The organism is Gordonia sp. SCSIO 19800, from assembly GCF_018132775.1.
GTDB lineage: Bacteria > Actinomycetota > Actinomycetes > Mycobacteriales > Mycobacteriaceae > Gordonia > Gordonia hongkongensis.
Window position 1 is genome coordinate 94,246 of sequence record NZ_JAGRQM010000011.1, and the last position, 17,018, is coordinate 111,263.

The window sequence follows — 17,018 nt, forward strand, 5'->3', positions numbered from 1 at the left end:
GCTCGATTCAGTGACCTCGACGCTACACCGACTGAGCGGACAGCGGCGGCCGACTCGCGGCGCCCCGGCGGATCCCCTCAGCGGATGCCCTCGACGGATCGTCGCTGTTCAGTCCGGTGCGGCGGTCGCACGCGCGCACCGCGATCTCAGTCCAGCGCACCCTTGATGGCCGCCTTGACCAACTGCGTGTGCAGCGTCACCGACAAGGCCGCGATCTCGCGCACGAGTTCCTCGGCGCGGTCCCGCGCACCGGTGCCCTTGCCCTTGGCGATCGGGTTGGCGATCTGGGCGACGAGGCCCGCCTCGCGATCTGCGGACACCTTGAATGCCCGGAGATGACGCGTCTCCAGGCCGTAACTGGCCAGGGCCGCGGCCGCCTCGACGAGCCGTACGGCGTCCTCGTCGAAGAACCCGGCGGGCCCGGCGGTCAACAGGCCGTTGCGCTGGAGTTCGGTGACGAACGCCGAATCCACCCCGGTGCGTTCGATCAGCGACTCCCGGGAGACGCGTCCGGCGCGCGCACCGAAGTCGGTGGCCGGCGCCACGGTCCCGCGGGCCGCGGACAGCACGCGCGTTCCGCCGGGACCGAAACCGCCGTTGCCGTTGTCGATCGCGTCGAGCTGTTCCTTGATCACCTTCAGCGGGAGATACCGGTCCCGCTGCGCGGTCAGCACGAACCGCAGCCGTTCGCAGTCGGCCTGACTGAACCGTCGATACCCCGACGGAGCCCGCTCCGGGGTCACCAGACCCTCCGACTCCAAGAATCGGATCTTCGAGATCGTGATGTCCGGGAAGTCATCACGCAATTGGGCGAGGACCGTGCCGATCGACATCGATCCTTCGCCGCGGGGGGCCGTGGACGCCGTCACGGGTGTCAGGCGTCTGCTTCGTCGCGCGGACCGCTGAGGAACACCAGACGGAACTTGCCGATCTGAACCTCGTCGCCATTGCTCAGCGACGCGGTGTCGACCGGCTCGCGGTTGACGTACGTGCCGTTGAGGCTGCCCACGTCGACGACCTGAAAGTCGTTGTCGCCGAGACGGAACTCGGCGTGACGACGGCTGACGGTCACGTCGTCGAGGAAGATGTCGCTGTCGGGGTGCCGGCCGGCCGAGGTCGTCGGCTGATCGAGGAGGAACCGCGACCCCGCATTGGGTCCTCGCTTCACGACAAGCAGCGCGGTCCCGGGAGCGAGTCGTTCGACCCCCGTGTCGGCCGGCTCACTCGAGGTGCTGGTCCCGGCATCGAGTTCATTGATGAACTCCTCCCGGAACACCGATGTGGTCTCCACCGGCGCCTCGAAGTCCCTGTCGTTTTCGCTCACCACTTCTCCTTCGTCGTCGTCAGTGCCGACCGCACAGTCGCCAACCTCGTTCTCGGAACCGCCGGCATCGCCTGGGACGGTGCCCGTCGGCTCTCGCCACGATGGCCGGTCGAATCTACATGACTTGTGCGGCCGGGTAGTTCTCGGCGCGAGATCGTGAGCATCGGTGTCACGTCGCGCCTCGTTCCCACTGCCGTAACCGTACCGGTCCTGCCGATCCCACCGGCGCGCGAGTCGACTCCGGCATCGACGATCATATCGTTCCGGAGGCGATCAGCCGGGTCGATCGGGGCTCCGGCCGTTCACGGCCGGGAGAACTCACCCCTCGATGACGGCGCGGTACCCCGCGGCGTCGAGTACCTCACCCAGGTGTTCGTCGAGGGTCGCCTCGTCTGCCGCCTCGATCTCGACCAGCCACCCCTCGCCGTACGGGTCCGAATTGACCAGTTCCGGCGAGGCGTCGAGGGCGTCGTTCACCGCCGACACCGTGCCTGCGAGCGGCCCGAAGATGTCCGAGACACTCTTCGTCGACTCGACCTCGGCGAACGACTCGCCGACGGTCACCTCCGCACCGCTCTCGGGTAGCTGGACGAACACCACGTCGCCGAGGGCGTCCTGGGCGTAGTCGGTGATCCCGACGCGCACCGTCGTCGGCCCGAGTCGCTCGATCCACTCGTGCTCCGCGGTGTACCGCAAGGTCTCTGGCACTTTGCTGTCGGTCACGCGAACCCCTTTCGTCCTCGTCAGACTCTACTGTCTGCCGAGTCGCCTGCCGGGTGACGCGGCGGCATGAGCCGCATCACCAGGATCGTCTGATACCAGTACAGGACGAAGGACCACAGATACAGTCCGACGCCCCAGATCATGAAAGCCCAGCCGATCGGGTAGGCGATGGTCCCCACGATCGAATCGAGCTGTCCGGCAAGAAGCCACGGGAATGCGCTCATCAACGCGAAGGTCCCCGCCTTGCCGATGTAGAGCACCGGGAGCGCCAGCACGCCCCGCGATCGCAACAGTGGAGCGGACGCGAACAGCAGGACGTCGCGCGCGATGATCACACCGATCAGCCACCACGGCAGGAACTCCCGGATGCCGAACGCGATCGGGATGATCACGATGTAGAGCCGGTCGGCGGCCGGGTCGAGCAGCGCACCGATCTTCGACGACTGGTCGAGGAGTCGCGCGATCTTGCCGTCGGCCCAATCGGAGAAGCCCGAGAACATGAGGACGGCGAAGGCCCAGCCGTCCGCCTTCTCGACGAGGAGCAGCCACACGAACACCGGGATGAGTGCGAGCCGAAGCACGCTCAACGCGTTCGGGACCGTGACGATCCGGTCCGGAGCCGGCGTGGTCGCCGCCTCCGGCTCGGTCACCGGAAGATCCCGATGATGCCCTGCAGGGTTTTCGCTCCGCCCGAGGAGAACAGGTTGTCGTGGACCATGTAGGTCCAGGTGGTCGTCGACCGGTGCAGATCCGCCGACCCGAGGTCGACGCCGTCGGGGGTGATGTCGGCCTCCCGGAACGTCTCACGCGCCTTCGCGAGGGCCGTACCGGGCAGATCGGCGAACTCGGCGAGGATCAGCCGGTGGAACTCGTCCAGCGGGCTCTCCTTGCCCAGCGACCGGAGGTGGATGCTGGCGCGGACGTCGGAGACGAACGCGAGATGGTCGGCCCAGGCGCGGTCGAGATGGTAGAGCACGATCTCGCGCGCGGCCTGTGACAACACCTCGCGAGGCACGGGCGCGACGGCGGGGGTGGCCCCGTGATCGGTCGCGGCCTTCTCGGCGTCGGCCTTCTCGGCGTCGGCCTTCTCGGCGTCGGCCTCATCGGTGGTGGTCTCCGCCGTCGTCGTGCTCCCGGTCAACTGCGCGTAGCGGTCCGGTTCCAGATCCGCCAGCTCTTCGAGCGCGGCGTCGGTGGTCAGGATCTGCATACGACGTTCGACGATGATGTCCCGCTGCTGATTGACCAGCTTGTTGTAACGCCAGGTGTTCGCGTGGAGTTCGAGCATCACGCCCTCGGCGATCCGCTGGGCCTGCTCGATGAGGTCGACACCCTTGCTGCCCATCGAACCGTCCTCGTTGGGCGACACGGGATCTCGTTTGAACGCGAGGTTCTTGGTGACGACCGGGTCCTCGAGGCTGGAGAAGAACACCGACGTACCGGGATCGCCCTGACGCCCCGCGCGTCCGCGCAGCTGACTGTCGAGACGTTCGGTGTCGTGGCGGCCCGTGCCGACGACGCACAACCCGCCGAGTTCGATGACCTCGTCGTGGGCGTCCGCGTCGTCCTTCGAACCGCCCAGGCGGATGTCGGTGCCCCGTCCGGCCATCTGGGTGGACACGGTGACGGCGTCCCGGGCGCCGGCCTCGGCGATGATCTTCGCCTCTTCGGCGTCGTTCTTCGCGTTGAGCACGACCGACGACACCCCGGCCTTGTCGAGGAAGTACGCGAGTTCCTCGGACTCGGCCACGTCGTGGGTACCGATGAGGACGGGTTGTCCGGTCTCGTGGATCTCCTTGACGTAGGCGACGATCGCCTCGACCTTGTTGGCCTTGGTGTCGTAGACCCGGTCGGGCAGGTCGGTCCGGACGTTGGGGGTGTTCGGCGGGATCTGCGAGACGCGCAGTTCGTAGAACTGGCGGAACTGCTCGCCGGCGGCGAGCGCGGTGCCGGTCATGCCGCAGACCTTCGGGTAGCGGCCGATCAGGGCCTGCACCGTGATGGTGTCGATGACCTCTCCCGAATCGGTCTGGGTCAGCCCTTCCTTGAGCTCGACCGCGGCCTGGACCCCGTCGGGCCAGCGCTGGAGCTGCGCGACGCGGCCGCGCGAGGCGTTGATGAGGTGCACGCCGCCGTCGCGGACGATGTAGTGGATGTCGCGTTCGAGGAGATAGTGGGCGTGCATGGCGATGCTGACGTGTACGAGCGTCGTGCCGACGTGTTCCTCGCTGTATAGGTCGATGCCGCCGAGTTCTTCCTCGACGAACACCGCACCCTCGTCGGTCAGGGTGACGTTGCGGCCCTCCGCGTCGACCTCGTAGTGCTTGTTCTTCATCCGCGACACGACGTCGTGGATCGCCGCGTCCGGTACCTCGGTCTCGGTCGAACCGGCGAGCACCAGCGGCACGAGCGCCTCGTCGACGAGCACCGAATCCGCCTCGTCGATGATCGCCACGTCGGGTGTCGGCGAGACGAGGTCCGCTTCGGACAGGGCGAGCTGATCACGAAGGACGTCGAAGCCGATCTCGTTGACCGACCCGTAGGTGACGTCACCGGTGTAGGCGCGTCGCCGTTCCTCGCGGCTCGAGTTCTCCGAGACCGCGTGGACGGTGATGCCGAAGACGTCGAACAGCGGCTTCATCCACTCCGCGTCGCGGGTCGCCAGGTAGTCGTTGACCGAGATCACGTGGACCTGATGTCCCTGCAGCACATGGCCGATCGCGGCGATGGCGCCGGCGAGCGTCTTGCCCTCACCGGTGGCCATCTCGACGATGTCGCCCTCCAGGAGCCGGAGGGCGCCCTGCAACTGGACGTCGAACGGCCGCAGGTCGATGGTGCGGTCGGCGGCTTCGCGGACGAGGGCGAGGAATTTCGCGCGGTCCGCGGGCTTCTCGGCGATGTCGAGTTTCTCGGCCTCCGCGCCGAACGCGTCGTCGGCGAGTTCGGCGGCCCAGTCGGTGTGGGCTTCGGCGTCCTTGATCACACCCAACGACTTCGACTGATTGCGAGTCGACTGGGCGCCCAGAAGGCGCCACATGCTGTTGCTCAGCTTTCCCACCGAAACATTTCTCCTGATCGTTCCCGGTCCGTCGCGACCCACCCCCTCCGGGCGGGTCAGGTCAGCAACAACGGTACGCGGCCGCTGGTCGACCGAGAACGCCGACATTATGATCAGTCCACCCGATTCGGCTCGAGGACTAAGGACGGCCCATGACCAGGACTCGCCGGACCAGGGTTCGACTCCGTCTCCTGCGCGCGACGATCGCCGGGTCGCTCATCGCGGTCGGGGTCGGCCTCGGTGCATTCAACGACTGGTGGGTCGCGCTGTTCTTCGGGATCCCCCTGGTCTTCGCCGGCATCGCGGTCAGTCCCCGCGCTTCCCGGGTGTCGGAACTGCCGGAGTTCCGGCGCGCCACGTCGCCGGACGCCCCGCAGGTGGAGGTCGAGGCGCTCACCCGCAGCAGCCTGACCGCCGACGACTCGCAACCGACGATGGTCACCGCGAGGATCAACCCACCGAACGACACCGCGTACCGGGCGCGCTGGATCACCTCGATGACCAAGGGGAATTTCCAGTCGCTGACCGACACCCCGTTCACGACACTGCCGCCGGATGCTCTCCCGCCCCGCGACCAGCCGGAGACCCCCGAATTCGACGATCAGCCCGGCCGCTGGGCGCTCGTCTATCCCGCGGTCACCCTGCTCGTGGCCGGCGCCTTGCTGTTCGGTGTCGCCGGCGGGTGGCACGTCGAGGGGCCGTCGCTCTCCGGGTTCGATTCCGCGATTGATTCCGACGACGAGGCCGACGAAGACAACGCGGCGACTCTCGCCGATCACCATCGGCGGATGCTGGATGCAATCGCTGAATACGCGGGCCCGCAGGGCGTACACAACGTGCTGCAACTCGACTACGAGATCGGCTCTCCGTCGGCCTCTGCGCGCGTCTTCGATCCCACTACCGGCCGTGCCAGGACGATCAACATCGGTGACGGGTACTCGAATTCGTCAGTCGTGCCCAACACCGAAAGAGCGAACAAGACCTTCGACGCCGCGGCCATCGACCCGAACACGCTTGGCTCACTCGCCGACCCGATGGTGGCGGCGGTCCGGCCGTACTCCACCGAACCGGAACTGGACAAGGTGGTCATCGAACGGCGCGGACCGGACGGTCCGGTATTGATCACCGGGACCATCGAACCCGACGAGGGCGTCGTCGATGATTACGTTGTCCAGGCGACACCCGACGGCACCGTCGCCGAGTTCTTCGACCCCGCGGACTTCGCCAAGTCGTTTGAACTGGCACGACGTGAACTGGCGGCTGCGCGTGTCCCTCTGGACGCACCCGTCATCGAGGAGTTCATCATCCAGGGGACAGCGGACGGTGTGTCCCCGGTCACAGCGAGCATCATCCAGAACTCTGGCGGGGTCCTGGTCCGGTACCGGCTCGGCGACCGTGGCGGCGAAGTCGCCGTCGCGCCCGGCGAATTCCCGGTGGCCTCTGTCAGCGAAGGCCGTTACCGAAGCGAAGGCTTCCGCTTCGACAGCATCTCGGCAGACACCCTCGACCAGGTCAGGGCCGACTTGATGAGACGTGCGTCGGTCCCGGAGTACGACCGCGATGCGGTGGGCGTCGAGGTCGAACGCAACCGCATCGACGAGGCTCCGCAGTTCGTCATCCGCATGGACATCGCCAACACCGACGACGCCGAGGCGGTCTATTCGTTGGACGGACGCTTCATCAAGGAAGGCCGGTACTGACGCCGGAGCCGGCCGGCGCGACCACACTGGCCGGCCTCACACCTTCGGCGTCCCCGCTTCCAGCGCCCTCCGCGTGACGGCCTGCAGTTCGGCCACCGCCGCTTCGGGCGGATGCAGCACCCCGCGATCGGTCATTGTGGTGACGATGTCGCGGACGCGGCCGTAGTACGTCGCCTGCTCGGCCGGCGTGCTGCTGGCGGCGGCGTGGTTGTAGAGCTTGAGCGCGCGATCGAGGTCGTCCTGATCGGTCTGCTCCAGGTAGCTTGCGCCCACCCGCCGGCCGTTCTTCTCGCAGGCGATCCAGGCCCGCCGCAGTCTGGCGACGGACTGCTGGTAGGCGTCGGCGCGCGAGCGGTTGTCCGGGTAGTCGTCGGTCCGCAGAGCCATCGCCTCGTCGAGCGCGAGATGGAAGGTCTGCGTCTGTTCGACCGTCACGTCGGTCACGGCCGGATACCTCAGCAGCATGGCGGGATCGAGTTCGTATGTTCCGTAAGCGCCGAGGACCTCGTCGTGGCGACGCGCCGCTTCCTCCCACAACCGTTGCGCCGCTTCGTCAGAACCCGCGTCGGCGATCCGGGGCCCGCCGGATGCGGGTCGGGTCAGGTCGACCGTTTCGTCCGGCGGGGCGCTCGCCGCTGCCGCCCGCGACCCGGCCGGCGTCGGGGCGCCCTTCTTCTTCGTGGCGATGCGTTCGGGCGCGTGCCGGCGGAGTCGGGCCAGGATCTCCGCGACCGCCGGATCCCCCTCGACGACGGCGACCCGCCAGAAGTCCGTCTCCGACGCGGCATCGGGATCGTCTCGGGTCTCGCCCGGACTCCGATCGGCCGGCACCGGTTTTCCGTCCCGGGTCGCGAAGGTGAGTTTGAGGTACTTCTGACCGATCACCGTCAGGTGCCGGGCACGGTCGCCGGCCATGTCCGAGGTGGAGTCCGCCGGACCTCCCACCGCGACCGTCACCAGCGACGAGAGCGGGTACCCGACGAGTGTGCGGTCCTCGTTGCCGAAGTAGACCGTGTCGTCGTCGACGGTGAGCAGGACGGCGCCTCGTTCACCGAGCCGGCCGAAGGCCGCCCCGAGCAACGACGCCGCGATCGCGCCACCGACCACCGCCGACGTGATGAGACCGTCGACCCCGGCGATGTTGAGCGCGACGAGTGCGATCATCCCGGCGACCATGAGGACCCAGGCGGCGGTGGCCGAACGATGGTGGCGACCGGTCAGGTACTCGGTCCGACACGTCACCGGGACCATGGATCCCCCACATTCGTCATATCCATCCCCTGTCCGGTCGGCTACCGTTGTGCACGTGAGTTCCGGCGAACACCGCATCAGCCTACGCATGGCCTTACTGCTCAGCGCGGTGATCGCCGCGGTCGGCACGATGCTCGTCGGCCCCGGGTCCGCGGTCGCCGCTCCCCCCGCCCCCGGCTTCGTCGGCAAGACCTACACCTCGACCGCGGTGGCCGGGGAGCAGATCCCCGGTGGCGGACCGCTGGAGGTCAGTTTCCCCGCCGCCAACCGGATCGCTCTGTCGGCCGGCTGCAACCGACACATCGGCGACCTCCGCGTCGACAACTCGCTGTTGCGCCTGGGTTCCCTCGCCTCGACGATGATGGCCTGCCCCGGGCCGCGCGCCGAGGCCGACACCTGGGTCACCGAGTTCACGAAGGAACCGCTGACCTGGTATTCGGTCGGCCACTCCCTCATCCTCGTCGGCCCCGCGGCGCAGGTCCTGTTGACCGAGAAGCCGGCATGAACCGGCGGATACCGGTGACGGTGACCGTGACGGGTGCCGCCGGCAGCATCGGATACGCCAGCGTCTTCCGCATCGCCGCCGGCGCGATGCTCGGTCACGACCAACCGGTTGCTCTCCGACTCCTCGAACTCCCGCAGGCGATCTCCGGCGCAGTCGGCACCGCGATGGAACTCGACGACGGCGCGTTCCCCCTCCTGAAGTCCGTCGACGTCCTCGACGATCCGCGCAAGGCGTTCGACGGGGCGAGTTTCGGTCTGCTCATCGGGGCCCGTCCGCGCACCAAGGGCATGGAGCGCGCCGACCTGCTGGCCGCCAACTCCGACATCTTCGCCGCCCAGGGCTCGGTCATCAACGACGTTGCCGCCGATGACATCCGGGTGATCGTCGTCGGCAACCCCGCCAACACCAACGCCGCGGTCGCCGCCGCCAACGCGCCCGAGGTCCCGGCCGACCGGTTCACCGCCCTGACCCGCCTCGACCACAATCGCGCCATCGCCCAGTTGGCCCGACGCACCGGCGCGGGCGTCGACGAAATCAGCCGGGTCACCGTGTGGGGCAACCACTCCGCCACGCAGTACCCCGACATCTTCCACGCCCGGGTCGGCAACCGAAGCGGCGCGGACATCGCCGCCGACCGTGACTGGCTCGTCGACGACTTCATCCCGACCGTCGCCCGCCGTGGCACCGCGATCATCGAGGCTCGCGGATCGTCGTCGGCGGCCTCGGCGGCGAACGCCACCATCGACCATGTCCACGACTGGGTGCTCGGGACACCGCCCGACGACTGGACGTCGGTGGCGCTGCCGTCCCCGGGAGCCTATGGAGTCCCCGAGGGACTCGTGTGCTCGTTTCCGGTGCGCTCGGTCGACGGCCGGTGGCAGATCGTCGAGGGTCTCGACATCAACGAGTTCTCGCGGGCGCGGATCGACGCGTCGGTCGCCGAACTCCAATCCGAGCGCGAGGCCGTGTCCACCCCGTAGTGTTTCTGCTCATGTCGAAGAAGGACAAGGCGAAAAGGGCCAGGATCGGGAACAAGGTCTACGAGGCGGAGTTGTTCCGGTTGCAGACCGAACTCGTGAAGCTCCAGGAATGGGTCCGTGACAGCGGCACCCGCGTCGTGGTCATCTTCGAGGGGCGTGACGCTGCCGGCAAGGGCGGAACGATCAAGCGCATCACCGAGTATCTGAGCCCACGGATCGCACGGGTCGCCGCGCTCCCGGCGCCGACGGATCGCGAACGCGGACAGTGGTATTACCAGCGTTACGTCGCGCATCTGCCCGCGCCCGGCGAGATCGTCCTGTTCGACCGGTCCTGGTACAACCGCGCCGGCGTGGAGAAGGTCATGGGTTTCTGCACCCCCGAGGAGCACTCGCGGTTCCTGCGGCAGACCCCGATCTTCGAGCAGATGCTCATCGACGACGGCATCCTGCTGCGCAAGTACTGGTTCTCGGTGTCCGACGACGAACAGCTCAAGCGGTTCCGGTCACGCATGAACGACCCTGTGCGGCAATGGAAGCTGAGCCCGATGGATCTCGAGTCGGTGTACCGGTGGGAGGACTACTCGCGCGCCAAGGACGAGATGATGGTCCACACCGACACCGCGCTGAGTCCGTGGTACGTCGTCGAATCCGACGTGAAGAAGCATGCTCGCCTGAACATGATCTCGCATCTGCTGTCGACCATCGAGTACGCCGAGGTCCCCCGCCCCCGCGTGTCGCTGCCCAAGCATCCGATCGAGTCGGGCAACTATCACCGCCCGCCGCGCTCGCTGTCCAAGTACGTACCCGACCACGTGGCGACGCTGATCCGCACCGACCACTGATGTGGATCGGGTTCTGCGAGTTCGACTATCTGCTCGGTGACGTGCACTCGCTGAAACAGAAGCGGTCCGTGGTGCGACCGATCGTCGCCGACCTGCGCAAGCGGTACACGGTGACGGCTGCCGAGGTCGGACACCTCGACGTCCATCGGCGAACCGTCATCGGGGTCAGTGCGGTGGCCGCCGACCGCGGACATGTCGTCGACGTGCTCGACGCCGTCGAACGTTCTGCGGCAGCCCATCCCGAAGTCGAGTTGCTGTCGGTGCGACGCCGGGTCGTCAGCTCGGAGGACTTCTGAGGTCGTCGACGACCCCGGCGGCAACCGCGGCCCGGCGGTAGGCGGCCGCGAGGGACTCGACCGTCTCGTGCGCGTTCAGTCCGCTCGGGTTGGGGACCACCCAGAGTTCGGCCCCGTCCCACGTCTCGTCCTGCCGCCCCGGCACGGCATCGCGGCGCCCGAACGCGCTGCGATACGCGGTGATCCCGGCGACCGCGACAACCCGTGGGCGGATCTCACGAACCCGTTCGCGCAGGCGGCGTCCCCCCTCGCGGAACTCGTCGACGGTCAGTTCGGCGGCGGTCGCGGTGGCGCGTGGCACGACGTTGGTGATCCCCACGCCGCTGTCGAGCAGCATCGTCCGGTCGGCGTCGGACATGCCCGTCGATGCGTCGATCACGTGGTCGACGATGCCGGCCCGGGCGAGCGCCGGGTAGAACCGATTGCCGGGCCGGGCGAAATGCGCACCGGTGGCCGCGGTCCACAGGCCGGGGTTGATGCCGACGAACAGCAGCTTGCAGCCCTCGCCCACGAGGTCGTCGACGGTGCGGTCTCGGTAGGCGAGCAGGTCGGCCCGGGTGAATCCCATCAGGCACACCGGGTATCCGGCCGGGCGATGCGGGAACGCGTCAGGATGCCGTCTCCGCACCGTGTCGGGCCGACACGCAGAACTGGTTGCCGTCGGGGTCGGCGAGCGTCACCCACGCGAAGCCGGGCATCTCACGATCGGCGATCCGGCTCGCGCCCGCCGCCACGAGTCGATCCACCTCCGTCTCGAGATCGTCGGTGGTCAGGTCCAGATGGATGCGGTTCTTGCCAGGTGTGGGGTCCTCGACCTGCTGGAACGCGAACAGCGGCCCGCCCTCCCCGACCGCGACGACGACGAAGTAACCGTCGTTGTCCTCGACGATGCGGCCGCCGAGCTGCTCGGCCCACCACGTCGCCAGGGGCGCGGGCGCGAGTGCGTCGACGGTGATCATGCCCAGTGCGAGACTCATGCCTGCCAAGCTACTCCCGGCCACCGACATTCCCGGGCGGTCGCGGGCAGATCGTCGGCACGTTCGCCGCTAGCCGCCCGGAAGGACCCGATCACCACTTACACTCACGCTGATGCTCGAAATCTCCTATACGGTCTTGGGCGGCCTCGGGGCTCAGATCGGTTCCGACCCGGTCGAACTCGGCACGCGCAAGCAGCGGGCGACACTCGCCCAGCTGATCCTTGCCGAGGGTGTTCCGGTGCGCGCCGACAGTCTGATCGAGGGCATCTGGGGCGATTCGCCTCCGGAGCGCGCAGAGGTGTCGCTCCAGTCCTACATCTCGGGCCTGCGCAAAGTCCTCGAGCCGCATCGAAAGCCTCGGACTCCCTCCACGGTCCTGCTCACCCACGGGACGGGGTACAGCCTCCCGACGGCCGCCGACAACGTCGACGTGCGCCGGCTGACCGCCCGGGTCGGCGATGCTCGTGCATTGATGCAACAGGGCGACGCGGCGGGTGCCGCACCGCTGCTGCACCAGGTGCTCGCCGACTATCGTCCCCTGCTCCCCGAGTTCGAGGGCCTCGCCTTCCGGGACGAGGCCGCCGATCACCTCGACCGCATGCTGCAGGCGGCGCGGGAGATGTCCTTCGAGGCCCGCATGGCCGACGGCGACCACCGCCTGCTCGTCACCGAACTGGAGACCGAGGTCGAACGCGCGCCGCTCGACGAGGGTTTGTGGGTGCTGTTCGCCACCGCCCTCTACCGACTCGGCCGTCAGTCCGACGCACTCGGGGCGATCGCCACCGCCCGCCGGACCCTCGCCGAGGAGATCGGCGTCGACCCGGGACCCCGTCTCCGCACCCTCGAACGCGACATCCTCGACCACGCTCCGCATCTCGACGCCCCGGCCGCCACCGCCGCGGGCAAGGTGACGCTTGCGCCGGACGTCCCGGCACCGGGCCCGCGGACGTCGGCGCAGTCGATGACGGACGAATCGGTCGACGACGCCGACCTCGACGACGGCCCGTCGGTGGTCGGCCGGACCGACGAACTCGCCGCATTGCATCGGGCGGTGCTCGCCTCGATGACAGGACACGGCGGCGTGGTCGTGGTCGAGGGCGAGCCGGGCGCGGGCAAGACGGCGCTCATCGACGAAGCCGGCCGTCGGGCCGCGGGCGCCGCCGACCTCCGGGTGCTGTGGGGGCGCTGCGTCGACGACCCGGCCGCACCCTCGATGTGGCCGTGGGTGCAGATCCTCGGTGCGGTCCTCCCCCGGCTCGATCCCGCCGATCGGGAACGACTCCTCGACAGTTCACTCGGCCGGATGGTGACCGAGGGCGTCAACGTGATCCCGCCGCCCCGGCAGATGCCGGACGCGGCCGCTCGATTCCAGTTCTACGACCAGGCCGCCGATCTCCTCGAGGGGGTGGCCGCGACGTCGAAGCTGATCATCGTGCTCGACGATCTGCAGTGGGCCGACGGTGCGTCTCTGGAGTTGTTCGCGCACATGGCCGCCCGACGCACCGCGGGGGTCACGTTCTTCGCCTCGTTGCGTTCGCCGTCGAACCGGCCCGTCGTCGCCACCACCCTGGCGACGCTGGCCCGGTTGCCGGAGCATCGCCGCCTCCACGTCGGCCCGCTCGGCGGCGACGACATCTCCGAGCTCATCCGGCGCGAGACCCGGCAGTGGCCGGAGGTCGCCACCGTGTCGTCGATCCAGCGACGCACCGGAGGCAACGCCTTCTTCGTGCGCGAACTCGCCCGCATCCTGGCCGACCGGGGGTCCATCGCGGGCAGCGCCGTCCCGTCCGGCATCCGTGATGTGGTGCGCCAGCGACTGGTCGGCATGTCCGCGGCGACGACCGAACTACTCGAACTCGCGTCCCTCATCGGGACCCGCGTGGACCTGGTCCTGCTGGCGACCGCCGCGAAGCGCCCGGTGGACGAGGCGCTCGACCTCCTCGAACCCGCGGGCGAGGCGGGTGTCATCGATCTCGGACCGGAGGATCCGTTCGGATTCGGCTTCAGTCACGACATCATCCGGGAGGCGATCGCGGACGGCATCGCCGCCATGCGCGCACGGCGACTGCATCTCGCGATCGCCGACGCCCTCGCCGGCAACTCCTCGCCGCATGCCGTGGCGAGAGTCGCGCGGCATCTGTGGTCCGCCGGGCCGCTGGCCGACCGTGAGCGCACCACGACCGCCCTCCTCGCGGCGGGGAACATCGCGCTGCGCACCTACGATTTCGACGGGGCGCGCCGGCATCTCGGGGATGCGGCGACGCTCGCCCGCGCGACCGGTGACCAGCAGGCGGAGCTCGTCGCGATCACCACCCAACTGGCCGGAGACGTCGCGGCGCACGGGTACTTCGCCGCCGATCCCGAGCTGCAGGACCGCGCCCGTGTACTCGCCTCCGCCCTCGGCGACGCCCGGCTCCTCGCCACCCTCGATTACGCCCGCTGCGCGGCCCACATCCAGATCGCGGATGCACACACCGGCCACCGTCTCGCGGAGGATCTGCGTCGGCGCGCCGAGAGATCCGACGACCCGGTCGTCACCCATCTGGGCATGCACGCCGCCGGCATCGACGAGTTCACACGCGGCAATTTCGGTGCGGCGCATCGCATCCTGGAGGACTATGCGCCGATCGACGTCGTCGTCGACGGTCTCCGCGACGATCAGCTCGCGATGGCCCGCGGTTTCCGCGCCTGGGCGGCGACCGTGCATCGCGGTGTCGACGCCGGCCGAGACCTCTTCGCCGCGATGGCCGATGCCCATCCCGATCCACGGTCCCGGCTCGCCATGGCCATCTTCGCCGTCGGCGCGGCGTCGATGCTCGGCGACACGAGGTGGGTTCTGGACGCGGGCCCGGCCATCACGTCCGACGGCGTCGGGCCCCTCGCCTACCTCCGTCGCGGCGGCGAACGCATGTACTGGTGGGCGCGCGCCCTCACCGGCGACCTCGACGACGCCCTGGAGCACATCGAGCGACTGGGTGCCGACGAGGTCGGTATGGAGGATCACCCGCGGACGGGTGAGGGCTACTGGCTGGGTCTGCACGCCGAGGTCCTCGTCGTCGCCGGCAAGCTCACCGACGCCGCCACACTGCTCGACCGGGCCGACGACTTCGCCGACCGCACCGGTGAACGTTATGCCGACGCCCACCGCCTCCTCGTCCGCGCACGTTACGAGTACGCCAACGGGCGTCCGGCGTCCGTGGTCGGCGCCACGCTGGCGACCGCGCGCGACACCGCCCGCGCGCAGGAGGCGGCCGGGTTGATCCGACGGATCGATTCGCTGGCCACGACCTGGGGTCTGACGTCCCCGACCTGAGTCGCCAAGTCCGCCTCAAGTCGCCTTCAAGCGCCGTCGGCGACCCTGGTCAGGACTCCGGCGTCGTCCGGAGCCCGACGAATTCCGCCGGATCGTTCCGGCCGCGACCGAGGACCTGCCGATGCCCGCAACACCCGCCTCCTCCCTGCCCGAGCACGCCGAGCGCCTCACCGTCCGGACCCGTACCTCGGTCCTTGCGCAACTACGCGACCGGATTGCCGGCGACGTCTTCGGCCCCGGCGATGCCGGCTACCTCGACGCGCGATCCGGCTTCAACCGGCTCGACGTGCACCGCCCGGCCGTGATCGCCGTGCCCGACAATCATTTCGACGTGGTCGAGGCGGTCCGCTTCGCCGTCGAGGAAGATCTACGCGTCGCCGTCCAGGCGACCGGTCACGGCACGGGGAGACCGGCCGACGGCGGACTGCTGATCAACACCTCCCGGCTCTCGTCGGTGAGCGTCGACCCCGTCACCCGGACCGCCCGGGTCGGCGCCGGCGCCCCATGGCGAACGGTCGTCGACGCGGCGGCGCCGTACGGTCTCGCGCCACTGATGGGCTCGGCCGGCGGGGTCGGGGCGGTCGGTTACACGCTCGGGGGCGGTTTCGGCTGGCTCGGTCGACGCCACGGCCTCTCGTCGGACCGCGTGCTCTCGTTCGACCTGGTGACTCCGGACGGGACACCGATCCGGGTCACCGATACCAGTTTCCCGCACCTCTTCTGGGCGTTGCGCGGCGCCGGCGCCGGCGGTCTCGGTGTCGTGACGTCCATGGAGATCGCGCTCGTCGAGGTGTCGACCGTGTACGCCGGCAATCTCTTCTATCCGGCCGCCGACGCCGAGGAGATCATCCGCCGGTTCCGCGACTGGGCGCCCGCCCAGTCCGAGGAACTGACGTCGGCCGTCGCGATTCTCAACCTCCCGCCCACGGACGACGTCCCGGCGCCGCTCCGCGGCCGGAGCTTCGCCGTCGTGCGCGGCTGCTGGTCCGGGGATCTCGACGCCGGTCGCGCGGTCGTCGACGAATGGCGCGAGTGGCGGACGCCGGTCGTCGACATGTGGGGTGCGCTGCCGTTCGCGGCGATCGACGCCGTCAGCATGGACCCGACCGAGCCGATGCCGGTGATGGTCACCACCGAATGGTTCGACGATCTCCCCGACGTGGCCGTCGACATCGTCGCCGCGCGGGTCCGGCCGGCCCCGGCGTCTGCGCCGCTCATCGTGTGCGGCGAGATCCGCCACGCCGGTGGAGCGATCGCTCGCAGCGCGGACAACGCGCCCAACGATCGGGGGCGACAGGGCCGGTTCCTTCTCGAACTCGTTGCGGCGGTGCCCGATCCGCACGTCGCATTGGCCGTCGAGTCGACGTTGCGGGTGACCCGCGCCGAGCTCGAGCCCTACGTGACCGGCGCCGCCTACCTCAACTTCACCTCCGGCTCCGAACGCGTCGCCCGGGCCGCGGACGCGTTCAGCGCGGACAACCGTCGCCGGCTCGACGAGATCAAGGCCGGCCTCGACCCGGCGAATCGCTTCTGTCACGGCGACCTGTGATCGGCCGATCGGACAGCGCACTTGCCCCGGGTGGCCGGATGTGGACTGATGGTCGGCATGCTTGAACCGTCCGGACCCCGGCACGATCGCACCCCAAACGACCGGCCCCTGCTCGTCGTGGACGCCGCCAACGTCGTGGGTTCGGTGCCCGACGGGTGGTGGCGCGATCGCCGCGGAGCCACCGAACGGTTGCGGACGCGTCTCGACTCCGTCGCCGTCGGCGGACTCGAAGGACTGCCGGGGCCACTCGAGGTGGTGCTCGTCGTCGAGGGTCGGGCCCGCGGTGTCGTGGCGAGCGAACAGGTCCGGATCGTCGACGCGCCGGGTTCGGGGGACGACACGATCGTCGGCGTCGTCGCGGATTCAGATCCTCGTCGCGAGCGCATCGTCGTCACCGCCGACCGTGAATTGCGGGCCAGAGTCGCGCAACTGGGCGCCCGGACGATCGGCCCCGCCGCCATCCCGAGGTGACCGGGCCGGAGTCGACCGTCCGTTTGACG

16 protein-coding genes are annotated in these 17,018 nt (G+C 69.1%); 8 read left to right on the forward strand and 8 right to left on the reverse strand.

Annotated features, from left to right (window positions below; all coding sequences use genetic code 11):
• Positions 1-146 precede the first annotated feature (146 nt).
• The 5 genes from KB201_RS14385 to secA2 form a co-directional block, all read right to left on the reverse strand.
• A complete protein-coding gene (locus tag KB201_RS14385; RefSeq protein ID WP_211539525.1) occupies positions 147-833 on the reverse strand; it encodes a MerR family transcriptional regulator in 687 nt (228 codons plus the stop codon).
• A 41-nt stretch (positions 834-874) separates the two neighbouring features.
• On the reverse strand, positions 875-1,327 hold the full coding sequence (gene garA, locus KB201_RS14390; RefSeq protein WP_055475393.1) for a glycogen accumulation regulator GarA: 453 nt from the start codon (positions 1,325-1,327) through the stop codon (positions 875-877).
• 315 nt (positions 1,328-1,642) lie between these two features.
• Entirely contained in the window at positions 1,643-2,047 is a 405-nt protein-coding gene (gene gcvH / locus KB201_RS14395; RefSeq protein ID WP_055475392.1) for a glycine cleavage system protein GcvH, read from the reverse strand.
• Positions 2,048-2,067: 20 nt separating this feature from the next.
• Positions 2,068-2,697 (reverse strand): CDP-alcohol phosphatidyltransferase family protein, encoded by a 630-nt coding sequence (locus KB201_RS14400; RefSeq protein ID WP_055475391.1) that lies wholly within the window; start codon positions 2,695-2,697, stop codon positions 2,068-2,070.
• A complete protein-coding gene (gene secA2 / locus KB201_RS14405; protein WP_205333677.1) occupies positions 2,694-5,105 on the reverse strand; it encodes an accessory Sec system translocase SecA2 in 2,412 nt (803 codons plus the stop codon). The genes KB201_RS14400 and secA2 overlap by 4 nt, the downstream gene beginning before the upstream one ends.
• Positions 5,106-5,257: 152 nt before the next feature.
• Here secA2 and KB201_RS14410 point away from each other — a divergent pair, with 152 nt between their 5' ends.
• Positions 5,258-6,805 carry a hypothetical protein gene (locus tag KB201_RS14410; RefSeq protein WP_205333678.1) on the forward strand — a complete coding sequence of 516 codons (1,548 nt, stop codon included), beginning with the start codon at positions 5,258-5,260 and terminating at the stop codon, positions 6,803-6,805.
• A 36-nt stretch (positions 6,806-6,841) separates the two neighbouring features.
• On the opposite strand, the gene KB201_RS14415 is transcribed toward KB201_RS14410, so the two are convergent.
• Positions 6,842-8,056: a hypothetical protein gene (locus KB201_RS14415; protein ID WP_211539526.1), complete on the reverse strand. Its 1,215-nt coding sequence runs from the start codon at positions 8,054-8,056 to the stop codon at positions 6,842-6,844.
• 88 nt (positions 8,057-8,144) lie between these two features.
• Here KB201_RS14415 and KB201_RS14420 point away from each other — a divergent pair, with 88 nt between their 5' ends.
• Genes KB201_RS14420 through KB201_RS14435 form a run of 4 tightly spaced genes read left to right on the forward strand, consistent with a single transcriptional unit; the run spans position 8,145 to position 10,679 of the window.
• Positions 8,145-8,561: an META domain-containing protein gene (locus KB201_RS14420; RefSeq protein WP_211539552.1), complete on the forward strand. Its 417-nt coding sequence runs from the start codon at positions 8,145-8,147 to the stop codon at positions 8,559-8,561.
• Positions 8,558-9,541 (forward strand): malate dehydrogenase, encoded by a 984-nt coding sequence (locus tag KB201_RS14425; protein WP_205333680.1) that lies wholly within the window; start codon positions 8,558-8,560, stop codon positions 9,539-9,541. Before KB201_RS14420 ends, KB201_RS14425 begins: the two co-directional genes overlap by 4 nt.
• A gap of 11 nt (positions 9,542-9,552) precedes the next feature.
• Positions 9,553-10,383, forward strand: a complete 831-nt coding sequence (ppk2, locus tag KB201_RS14430) for a polyphosphate kinase 2 (protein WP_205333681.1) — start codon at positions 9,553-9,555, stop codon at positions 10,381-10,383.
• Positions 10,383-10,679 carry a DUF503 domain-containing protein gene (locus KB201_RS14435; RefSeq protein WP_205333682.1) on the forward strand — a complete coding sequence of 99 codons (297 nt, stop codon included), beginning with the start codon at positions 10,383-10,385 and terminating at the stop codon, positions 10,677-10,679. The genes ppk2 and KB201_RS14435 overlap by 1 nt, the downstream gene beginning before the upstream one ends.
• On the opposite strand, the gene KB201_RS14440 is transcribed toward KB201_RS14435, so the two are convergent.
• The gene (locus tag KB201_RS14440) at positions 10,660-11,247 is read right to left on the reverse strand and encodes a mismatch-specific DNA-glycosylase (protein ID WP_205333683.1); all 588 of its coding nucleotides are present in this window, start codon (positions 11,245-11,247) and stop codon (positions 10,660-10,662) included. The genes KB201_RS14435 and KB201_RS14440 overlap by 20 nt on opposite strands.
• Before the next feature lie 40 nt (positions 11,248-11,287).
• Positions 11,288-11,656, reverse strand: coding sequence for a VOC family protein (locus tag KB201_RS14445; protein WP_205333684.1), 369 nt, complete (start codon positions 11,654-11,656; stop codon positions 11,288-11,290).
• A gap of 112 nt (positions 11,657-11,768) precedes the next feature.
• On the opposite strand from KB201_RS14445, the gene KB201_RS14450 reads away from it, so the two are divergent.
• From KB201_RS14450 to KB201_RS14460, 3 genes are all read left to right on the forward strand, one after another.
• Positions 11,769-14,969, forward strand: a complete 3,201-nt coding sequence (locus KB201_RS14450; protein ID WP_205333685.1) for a BTAD domain-containing putative transcriptional regulator — start codon at positions 11,769-11,771, stop codon at positions 14,967-14,969.
• Positions 14,970-15,090: 121 nt separating this feature from the next.
• On the forward strand, positions 15,091-16,518 hold the full coding sequence (locus KB201_RS14455) for an FAD-binding oxidoreductase (RefSeq protein WP_211539527.1): 1,428 nt from the start codon (positions 15,091-15,093) through the stop codon (positions 16,516-16,518).
• Between the two features lie 57 nt (positions 16,519-16,575).
• Positions 16,576-16,989, forward strand: a complete 414-nt coding sequence (locus KB201_RS14460) for a hypothetical protein (protein ID WP_065629882.1) — start codon at positions 16,576-16,578, stop codon at positions 16,987-16,989.
• The last annotated feature ends 29 nt before the right edge of the window (positions 16,990-17,018 follow it).

Bases quoted from the DNA above. Each gene is read 5' to 3' on its own strand.
- KB201_RS14385 (WP_211539525.1), bottom strand. From the start codon at position 833: ATGTCGATCGGCACGGTCCTCGCCCAATTGCGTGATGACTTCCCGGAC.
- KB201_RS14410 (WP_205333678.1), top strand. From the start codon at position 5,258: ATGACCAGGACTCGCCGGACCAGGGTTCGACTCCGTCTCCTGCGCGCG.
- KB201_RS14415 (WP_211539526.1), bottom strand. From the start codon at position 8,056: ATGGTCCCGGTGACGTGTCGGACCGAGTACCTGACCGGTCGCCACCAT.
- KB201_RS14420 (WP_211539552.1), top strand. From the start codon at position 8,145: ATGGCCTTACTGCTCAGCGCGGTGATCGCCGCGGTCGGCACGATGCTC.
- KB201_RS14425 (WP_205333680.1), top strand. From the start codon at position 8,558: ATGAACCGGCGGATACCGGTGACGGTGACCGTGACGGGTGCCGCCGGC.
- ppk2 (WP_205333681.1), top strand. From the start codon at position 9,553: ATGTCGAAGAAGGACAAGGCGAAAAGGGCCAGGATCGGGAACAAGGTC.
- KB201_RS14435 (WP_205333682.1), top strand. From the start codon at position 10,383: ATGTGGATCGGGTTCTGCGAGTTCGACTATCTGCTCGGTGACGTGCAC.
- KB201_RS14440 (WP_205333683.1), bottom strand. From the start codon at position 11,247: ATGGGATTCACCCGGGCCGACCTGCTCGCCTACCGAGACCGCACCGTC.
- KB201_RS14445 (WP_205333684.1), bottom strand. From the start codon at position 11,656: ATGAGTCTCGCACTGGGCATGATCACCGTCGACGCACTCGCGCCCGCG.
- KB201_RS14450 (WP_205333685.1), top strand. From the start codon at position 11,769: ATGCTCGAAATCTCCTATACGGTCTTGGGCGGCCTCGGGGCTCAGATC.
- KB201_RS14455 (WP_211539527.1), top strand. From the start codon at position 15,091: ATGCCCGCAACACCCGCCTCCTCCCTGCCCGAGCACGCCGAGCGCCTC.
- KB201_RS14460 (WP_065629882.1), top strand. From the start codon at position 16,576: ATGCTTGAACCGTCCGGACCCCGGCACGATCGCACCCCAAACGACCGG.